Raw genomic sequence first — 7059 nt, forward strand, 5'->3', positions numbered from 1 at the left:
CGCCCGCCTCCGGCGTCCTGACCCGCCTCGACGCGCTGTCGGTGGGCCTCGCCGCCTGGCGGCTCGGCGCCGGGCGGGCCCGCAAGGAGGACCCGGTCCAGGCCGCCGCAGGCGTCGAACTGCACGCGAAGCCCGGCGACTCGGTCTTCGCGGGCCAGGCCCTGCTGACCCTGCACACCGACACCCCGGAGCGGTTCGCGTACGCCCTCGAAGCGCTGGCGGACGCGTACGACATCGCACCGGCCGGGACGGAGTTCTCGGCAGGGCCGATCGTGCTGGAACGTATCTCCTGAGCTGCGGTTTTATCATTCGGGTGAACGGGGCCGGTGGACCGCCACCGGTCCCGTTCGGCATCCTGGTATCGGTGACGACCGGGACCTACCGGGCGCTGGACCCGGTCGAGTACGGCGAGCAACTGCGGCTGCCCGCCCCGTTCGACATCACCCTCGACACCGACGTGCTGCCGCTGCGCGACTGACGTCACCCGAGCAGGGCCGCCACCACCACCAGTACCGGCACCGAAGCCATCGTCGACAGCAGGATCGACTCCCGGGCCAGCCGCTCGCCCACCCGGTACCGGCTCGCGTACGTGAACAGGTTCTGGGCCGCCGGCAGCGCCGACGTCACCACGACGTCCAGCAGACGGTCGCCGTGCAGGCCGAAGACGAACGAGGCCAGCGCCCAGGCCACCAGCGGCTGCCCCACCGCCTTCAGGGCGGACGAGAGCAGCACCGGGACCCGGTCCGCGCCCCGGCCGCCCGGCCAGGAACTCCCGCACAGCGAAATGCCGAAGGCGATCAGGATCGCCGGGACCGACATGTTCGCGATCAGTTCCAGCGGGTCGAGGACGGGCGAGGGAACCGTCCAGCCGGTCGCCGACACCACGACCCCGGACAGCGCGCCGATCGCGATCGGATTGCGGAAGGGCGTGAGCAGGCGCTGCGCCCAGCTCTGCCGGGTCCCCGACGCCTCCGCCAGGTCGAGGACCGTCAGGGCGACCGGCGTCACGACGATCTGCTGGAAGAGCAGGACCGGCGCCACCAGCGAGGCGTCGCCGAGGACGTACACCGCGATGGGGATGCCGAGGTTCCCCGAGTTCACGTACGAGGAGCACAGGGCGCCGATCGTGGTGCGGCCGACTCCCCAGCCGCGTACGACGCCCGCCACGAGGAAGACGCCGGCCATGGCCGCCGTGGACAGCGCCGTGACCAGCAGGCTCGGGGACAGGATCAGGGACAGGTCCGCCTTGGCCAGCATCGTGAACAGCAGGGCCGGGGTGGCCACATGGAAGGCCAGTCTGGTGAGGACCTCACGGCCGCCCTCGCCCAAGTGGCCGCGCCGGCCGATGACATAGCCGACCGCGATGACGATGGCGATGACCGCGAACCCGTTGAGAACCCCCTGCACGGGGTCCAGCCTCGGGCGCGAAGGAACCGCAGGTCAACGTTGATCCACATCAACGTGACCCAGCACACGCCACCGCACCCCGCCGGCAGCGATGAGTTCTGCCGCGGCGTGCGGTCCTGACTACGTGGCTGCTTTCTCGACTCCTCCTGTCGTGGCGGTCGCCGGGCCGATCGGGCCGGGCGACGCCCCTCAGCTGTGCGACCGGGTCCGCGCCGCCCAGGAGAGTGCCTGCGGCGGCGAGGTGATCTGCGATGTCTCCGGTCTGACCAGCAGTGATTTCACCACTGTCGACGCGCTCGCCCGGATGCAGCTGACCGCCCGCAGAGCCGGGGGACGGATCAGGCTGCGCGACCCGTCCCCGAAACTCGCCCTGCTGATCCAACTCGCCGGACTCGCCGACGCGTTGGGAGCGGACGGCTCAGGCGGGCAGGCGCTCGGGGACGCCGAACAGCGGGAACCACCGCTTGCCGAGGTCCAGGAAGCAGTGGAATCCGGCGATCCGGCCGTCTGAGATCTCCAGGACCTGGATCGCCCAGGGCACGTAGCCCCCGTTGTCCGGGTCGGGCTTGTAGTGGGCGAACGCCGGTGTCCCGTTGGCCGACACCGACAGCAGGCGGGAGTTCTCGCACTCGTGGCCCAGCGTCGTCATGAAGCCCGTGATGTCGGCCGTGCCGCGCAGCCACAGGTCGAACGGCGGCATCGTCATGACGGCGTCCTCGGCCAGCAGCTCGGTGAGCGCCTTCATGTCGTACCCCTCGAAGGCGGACACATAGCGCTCCAGGAGCTTTTGCTGCTCCTCGTCGAGCGGGTCCGCCGTCGCCGAGTCGGCCGGAGGCGCGTCCGCGAGCGTCGCCCTGGCGCGCTGCAGTGCGCTGTTGACCGAGGCGACCGAGGTGTCGAGCAGCTCGGCGACCTCGCTGGCCTTCCAGGCGAGGACCTCGCGCAGGATCAGCACCGCCCGCTGCTTCGCGGGCAGTTGCTGCAGGGCCGCGACGAACGCCAGGCGCACCGACTCCCTCGCCACCGCCGCCTCCGCCGGGTCGTGCACCGTCGGCAGCACGCGGGTGTCCGGCATCGGCTCCAGCCACACGTTGTCCGGGCGCGGGGTCAGGGCGGCCTGGGCGAGCGGGGCCGCGGCCGTCAGGTCCATCGGGCGGGCCCGCTTGTTCCCCGCGTTCAACGAGTCGAGGCACACGTTCGTCGCGATGCGGTAGAGCCAGGAGCGCAGGCTGGAGCGCCCCTCGAACTTGTCGAAGCTGCGCCAGGCCCGCACCATCGTGTCCTGCACGGCGTCCTCGGCCTCGAACGCGGAGCCCAGCATCCGGTAGCAGTACCCGGTCAGCTCGACCCGGTGTTTCTCCAGGTCGTCGAGTCCGGCTTTCGTCGCGGTGTCGCTCATCGTCCAACGCCCCCAAAGCGGCTGTGTGTCCCAGCACATCCCCAGCACTTGGAAAGCTACCGCAGCCCACTGACAACGGCCCCCGGACCGGCGAAATGCGCAGGTCCGAGGGCCGATGACGAAAGCTCTGCGGCTGTTGTGACGGGCGTGACGAACCGGGGCCTCAGTGCGCGGCGACCGCGCCCGCCGCCCCGCGACGCCGCTGCGCGCGTGCCGCGTACGTGCCCCACAAAGTGATCGACACGACGCCGAGCACGGCGACGAAGCCCAGGCCCACCGTCCCGGCCCAGCCGGCCGCGTGGAAGGCGACGGCGCCGACGGCCGAGCCCACGCTGGAACCGATGTAGTACGCGGACTGGTACAGCGCGGACGCCTGCGCCCGGCCGTACGTGGCGGTGTGGCTCACCGACGACGACGCCGTCGCGTGCCCGGCGAAGAAGCCCGCCGTGATCAGCACCAGCCCGAGCAGCACGACGGGCAGCCGGGGCACGAGGGCCAGCAGCAGACCGGCCGTCGTCGTGCCCGCCGCCAGATACAGGGTGCCGCGCCGCCCGAGCCGCGCGACCAGCTTCCCGGCCGCCGCCGAGGAGACCGTGCCGACCAGGTAGACCAGGAAGATCGAGCCGATGACGCCCTGCGGGAGGGAGAACGGCGCCGCGGTGAGGCGGTAGCCGATCACCGTGTAGACGCCGCCGAACACCATCATGAACAGGGCGCCGATCACGTACAGGCGGCGCAGCAGCGGGTTCGCGAGATGGCCGGCGACGGTCTGCGCCAGGGCGCGCGGCCGCAGCGATCCCGGGGTGAAGTGGCGCGGCGCCGGCAGCAGCAGGCGGAACGCGACGGCGCACACCACCGCGATCACGCCGATGGTGCCGACGGCCGCCCGCCAGCCCCACTCCTGCGCGATCCAGCCGCCGATGACCCGGCCGCTCATGCCCCCGATGGAGTTGCCCGCGACGAACAGGCCGATGGCCGTGACCAGCGCCTTCGGCCGCACTTCTTCGGCCAGGTACGCCATCGCGGACGCGGGCAGTCCGGCGAGCGCCGCACCCTGGAGGACCCGCAGCGCGATCAGCACGCCGAGGTTCGGCGCGAAGGGGACGAGCAGACCGACCGTGACGGCGACGGTCAGCGACGCCGTCATGACCGTGCGCCGCCCGTACCGCTCGGACAGCGCGCTCAACGGCAGTACGCACAGCGCGAGCGCGCCGGTCGCCCCGGACACCGTCCAGCTCGCGGCGCTCGCGCTCGCCCCGAAGCCGGAGGAGACGAGGGGGAGCAGCGCCTGCGTCGAGTACAGGAGGGCGAAGGTGGCGACACCGGCGAGGAAGAGGGCGAAGCTCATGCGGCGGTAGCCGGGTCCGCCCGGGGCCATGCGCGTATCGCCGGTCGGAGGGACGGGGACGGCGACCGCGGAGGTGGCGGCCGCCCGGCTACTGGCAGGAGACATACCAGGAACGTAGGTCGCGACCACTCATGCGTCCAATGCACAAAGACTTCATAATCGTTCCCATGCAGCATCAGCAGAGGTCACAGCAGCGGGTTTCACGTTCCAGTGACGCAGAAGACATGGCGATGCTGCTCGCCCCGCGGCTCGCCTCCTTCGCCGGGGTCGCCCGCACCGAGCACGTGACCCGCGCCGCGCAGGAGCTGCAGGTCCCGCAGTCGACGCTGTCGCGCGCCATGGTGCGGCTCGAACGGGACCTGGGCGTCGACCTGTTCGCCCGGCACGGCCGCACCGTGTCCCTCACCCCCGCGGGCCGTACGTTCCTGGTGTCCGTGGAGCGTGCCCTCGGTGAGGTCGAGAAGGCCGCGGAGTCGGTGCGCGCCGACGCCGATCCGGAGTCCGGCAAGGTCGCCTTCGGCTTCCTGCACACCATGGGCACGGAGACCGTCCCCGGCCTGATCCGCGCCTTCCGTGCCGACCACCCCCGCATCCGCTTCAGCCTCGTACAGAACTACGGCGAGGCGATGCTGGAGCGGCTGCGCGCGGGGGAGCTGGACCTGTGCCTGACCTCGCCCGTGCCGGACGAGCCGGGTCTGGTGGCCCGGCGCCTGGACGAGCAGCGGCTGCGGCTCGTCGTCCCCGCCGACCACCGCCTCGCGTCCCGCAAGCGGATCAGGCTGGAGGAGACGGCCGACGAGACCTTCGTGACCCTCGAACCCGGCTACGGCCTGCGCCGCATCCTCGACGACCTGTGCGCGCAGGCCGGGTTCAGGCCGCGGATCGCGTTCGAGGGCGAGGAGGCCGAGACGCTGCGCGGCCTGGTCGCGGCGGGCCTCGGCGTCTGCCTCCTGCCGCCACCGAGCTTTCCGCGCCCGGGAGTCGTCGAGCTGACCGTCACCGGGCAGCGGGCGGTCCGCGAGATCGGCGTGGCCTGGCTCGACGGGCACCCGGACACCCCTCCCGTGGCCGCGTTCAAGAAGTTCCTGCTGTCGCGGCGGGGGAGGCTGTTGCCCGAACACGCGGGCGCCGGGTGACGGATGCGCGGAGACTGGGATCAGCGGGAAACAGGGGCGGGACGGCGGAGGGGTGAGCGGTATGGCGGACGCGGCGAGACCCGGTGGTGAGGGACGGCGGGGCATCCGGGTCCTCGGCTGGGTGGGGCTCGGGCTGGTCCTGATCGGGGCGGTGCTCTTCGCCCTCGTGGTGCCCGCGGAGGCGGACGACCGGGCGTACGCGGCGGCGCCGGACTGCCCGGCGGGCACCCGCGCGGACGACTGCCGCGCGGTCCTGACGGCGACCGTCGTGGACAAGGACACCGAAGTCTCCAGGAGCGACGCCTACTACCTCGTCCTGCGCGCCCCCGGCCCCGCGGAGGGCACCGTGGACAGGGTGCGGCTGCCCGACGACCTGCCGATCTACGACGCGGTGCGCCCCGGCGACAAGGTCACCGCCACGTACTGGAAGGGCGAGGTCCGCGAGGTCCGGTCCGGCTCCGAGGTGCAGCAGGTCGTGCGCTCCCCCGCACAGGACGGACGGCTGCCCGGGGCGTTCGCCGTGGCGACGTCGGCGATCGGGCTGGGGCTGCTCTGGCTCGTGGGGTGGCAGCGGCACCGGCCCGCGCCCAAGGGGTCCGCCCACTCCTGGAAGCCGGCGGTCGGGATCGTCGCGGGAGTGAACGTCGCCGTCGCCGGAGCCATGATCGTGCTCCTGGCCGCCGACGAGGTGGGGTCGGGACTGAAGTTCGCGGCCGGGGCCGTCGTCCCCGTGGTGCTGCTGTCCGTCCTGCTGTGCTGGGGGGCGGGACGCTGGGCGCGCGGGATCGTGGCGGGCGTCGTCCCGGTCCCGCCGACCGAGCGGCGCTGCCTGGGCGCGGTCGTGCACGGCGACGTGCCCTACAGCAGGCCGGGCTACTGCTACTTGGTGGTGGGGAACGGGCCCTTGGTCGCGACCCCCGACCCGACGGGTCGCGTCGCCCTCGCCCCGCTCCCGCAGACCCTGACGGTGCGCCGGGTGCGCGAGTCGGCGGTCGGCGACCCGCGGTACGACCTCGGCGGACGAGGGGAGTACACCCTCGTCATCGAGTGCGCGGACGGCGACCGGGAGGTGCTCGTCTTCGCCGGGCACAAGCACGCGTCCCAGGTGCTCGGCGCCCTCCTCGCGGCGAGCACCGAGCCCTCGGACTACCGGTTGAGCGACTGACCGAACCCGGCCGCCAGCGGCATCCGCAGACCGATGGGCGGCGGCGCCGCGAGCGCGTCCTGCAGCGGCCGGGAGAACGGGTGGCCGAACAGCGAGCCGAGCAGGAAGTCGACGGCCAGCGCGGCGACCTCGGCCCGGTGCTGGACCAGGTGGTGCCCGTCCGAGTGCACCTCGAAGCGGCACACGTCCCGGTTGGCCTTCTTCGCCCGCTCGGCGAAGCGGAACGACAGCTCCGGGTCGGAGCGCCGGTCGTCGGTGCCGTGCACGAGCAGCACCCGCCGGCCCGCGAGCTGCTTCACCGGTTCGGGGGGCGCCGCGACGTCGTCCTCGGGCAGCCAAGGGGCAAGCGCGAGCACGGAGTTGACGGCCGGGTGGCCACCCGCGTGCAGGGCCGCGCGGCCGCCCATGTCGAAGCCGATCAGGCAGATGGGTACGTCGCCGTAGCGGCGCACGACCTCGTCGGCGGCCCACTCGGCGTCCTGCGCCGGTTCGGCCTGCGGCCCGTTCCAGCCGCGGCTGCGGTAGTGCACGACGTGCGTGACCAGGTCCTCGGCCCGCCCCGAGCGGGCCAGGCGGCGCGCGAGCGGCCGCAGTGCGGTGGCCG

Annotated in this window: 7 protein-coding genes and 1 pseudogene; 4 read left to right on the plus strand and 4 right to left on the minus strand. The window is 72.8% G+C overall.

Annotated elements, in window-relative coordinates; genetic code table 11:
* A pseudogene (locus G3I40_RS40785) lies at positions 1-293 on the plus strand (thymidine phosphorylase); the annotation flags it as partial.
* A gap of 187 nt (positions 294-480) precedes the next feature.
* Here G3I40_RS40785 and G3I40_RS40795 read toward each other — a convergent pair.
* A complete protein-coding gene (locus G3I40_RS40795; protein WP_164559858.1) occupies positions 481-1407 on the minus strand; it encodes an AEC family transporter in 927 nt (308 codons plus the stop codon).
* A gap of 151 nt (positions 1408-1558) precedes the next feature.
* On the opposite strand from G3I40_RS40795, the gene G3I40_RS40800 reads away from it, so the two are divergent.
* Positions 1559-1918, plus strand: coding sequence for an STAS domain-containing protein (locus G3I40_RS40800; protein WP_343245186.1), 360 nt, complete (start codon positions 1559-1561; stop codon positions 1916-1918).
* Here the strand turns inward: G3I40_RS40800 and G3I40_RS40805 are convergent.
* Both G3I40_RS40805 and G3I40_RS40810 read right to left on the minus strand, forming a co-directional pair.
* On the minus strand, positions 1826-2806 hold the full coding sequence (locus G3I40_RS40805) for a sigma-70 family RNA polymerase sigma factor (RefSeq protein WP_164559860.1): 981 nt from the start codon (positions 2804-2806) through the stop codon (positions 1826-1828). The two genes, G3I40_RS40800 and G3I40_RS40805, sit on opposite strands and share 93 nt — an antisense overlap.
* A gap of 163 nt (positions 2807-2969) precedes the next feature.
* Positions 2970-4259, minus strand: coding sequence for an MFS transporter (locus G3I40_RS40810; RefSeq protein WP_164559861.1), 1290 nt, complete (start codon positions 4257-4259; stop codon positions 2970-2972).
* A gap of 62 nt (positions 4260-4321) precedes the next feature.
* Here G3I40_RS40810 and G3I40_RS40815 point away from each other — a divergent pair, with 62 nt between their 5' ends.
* Positions 4322-5290 (plus strand): LysR family transcriptional regulator, encoded by a 969-nt coding sequence (locus G3I40_RS40815; protein WP_164559862.1) that lies wholly within the window; start codon positions 4322-4324, stop codon positions 5288-5290.
* 61 nt (positions 5291-5351) lie between these two features.
* Positions 5352-6455, plus strand: coding sequence for a hypothetical protein (locus G3I40_RS40820; protein ID WP_164559863.1), 1104 nt, complete (start codon positions 5352-5354; stop codon positions 6453-6455).
* Here the strand turns inward: G3I40_RS40820 and G3I40_RS40825 are convergent.
* Positions 6437-7059: alpha/beta fold hydrolase (locus G3I40_RS40825; protein WP_164559864.1), on the minus strand; the 623-nt coding region annotated here is incomplete at its 5' end. The genes G3I40_RS40820 and G3I40_RS40825 overlap by 19 nt on opposite strands.

This window comes from Streptomyces sp. SID14478, assembly GCF_010548525.1.
Taxonomy (GTDB): domain Bacteria; phylum Actinomycetota; class Actinomycetes; order Streptomycetales; family Streptomycetaceae; genus Streptomyces.

Excerpts from the sequence above, each read along its gene's own strand:
- G3I40_RS40805 (WP_164559860.1), bottom strand. The coding sequence starts at position 2,806 with ATGAGCGACACCGCGACGAAAGCCGGACTCGACGACCTGGAGAAACAC.
- G3I40_RS40810 (WP_164559861.1), bottom strand. The coding sequence starts at position 4,259 with ATGTCTCCTGCCAGTAGCCGGGCGGCCGCCACCTCCGCGGTCGCCGTC.
- G3I40_RS40815 (WP_164559862.1), top strand. The coding sequence starts at position 4,322 with ATGCAGCATCAGCAGAGGTCACAGCAGCGGGTTTCACGTTCCAGTGAC.
- G3I40_RS40820 (WP_164559863.1), top strand. The coding sequence starts at position 5,352 with ATGGCGGACGCGGCGAGACCCGGTGGTGAGGGACGGCGGGGCATCCGG.